The following is a 1271-nucleotide window of genomic DNA, read 5'->3' as shown; positions in this document are numbered from 1 at the left end:
GGTTTAACTCTTCGTTTCTACTTCCTTCTACCAACGATCGTGTGCCAACGGTTTATTTGGATGGACACAGGGTGCTTAACCTGGATACAAAAGACTCACTTTTTGTTGGGAGTAAAAAGTATGTCACGAGTAAAAAGCATGTCACTCAATATCCTGATGGCAGAACCAATCCAGAGGCGATGACCTACTACATGGGGGTGCATGGACATAATAACTCGGTAACCAATGGCATTGGCCGAATTGGCTATATGGCAGGAGGTAAATCAGCGCTTTGGAATGATGAAACCATGACAGACGTATTTGTTGAAAAAACAAAGGCTTACATTAAAAAGAATAAGGAAAAGCCGTTCTTCCTGTATTATGCTGCTCAGGATATTCATGTGCCTCGAACGCCGCACCCCCGTTTCCAAGGAACAACTAGCCTTGGTTACCGTGGTGATGCCATGGTACAATTCGATTGGGCTGTTGGTGAAATTATGAATGCACTGGAGGAAAATGGTGTAGCTGAAAATACCATTGTGATCTTCTCCAGTGATAATGGTCCTGTTTATAATGATGGCTATAAGGATGGAACCACTGTTGAACTTTCATCTGAAGAGCTTGACCGTGGGCATGATGGTTCCGGTATTTACCGTGGAGGAAAATACCAAATATACGAAGGAGGAACCCGTGTACCATTTATTGTAAGTTGGCCAGGCAAGATCAAACCTGGTGTATCAGATGCCCTGGTTAACCAAATTGACCTGATGGGTTCACTGGCTGATTACCTGAATGTTCCATTAAATGATAATGAAGGAATAGATAGTCGAAACACCATGGGCGCCTTCTTAGGTACTAGCAAAAGTGGCTTACCATACATGATTGAAGAAGCGGGTAAAGGCAAAGCTTTACGGCGTGGAAATTGGAAGTATATTCCGGATTTAAAGCGAGGTTATGGCAGTCCTAAAATGAGCAAGCAGTTGTATAACCTGGCAACTGACTCTGGTGAGCAAAACAATATTATTGATGAAAATCCGGAGATGGCTAAATCAATGGCTGAAGAACTGGATAAGATTTTAAATGGAGAATCCATTCGATTAAATCGCTAAGAAAATGTATTAGCCTATATGCGGTTGTGAGGCTTATTATTAGTATGTGTTAAAGAATAAATAAATGAAGAAAGTATTTGGTGTCCTATTCACCCTGGTCATTGCTTTATCGTCGTGTACAGACAATAGTTCGATTGATTTTGCTGCTTCAGTTCCCTTAGCCGGTAACGCCTGGCTAAATGG

At 41.8% G+C, this 1271-nt stretch carries 1 protein-coding gene; it reads left to right on the top strand.

The features are described 5' to 3' along the window. The coding region (locus FNN09_RS20895; RefSeq protein WP_143304430.1) for a sulfatase-like hydrolase/transferase at positions 1-1088 on the top strand (1088 nt) is incomplete at its 5' end. Positions 1089-1271: the final 183 nt, after the last annotated feature.

It is taken from the genome of Carboxylicivirga sp. M1479 (genome assembly GCF_007097485.1).
Taxonomy (GTDB): Bacteria; Bacteroidota; Bacteroidia; order Bacteroidales; family Marinilabiliaceae; genus Carboxylicivirga.
Note: the sequence above shows the minus strand (reverse complement) of the source record. Positions and strands in the feature narration are given on the sequence as shown.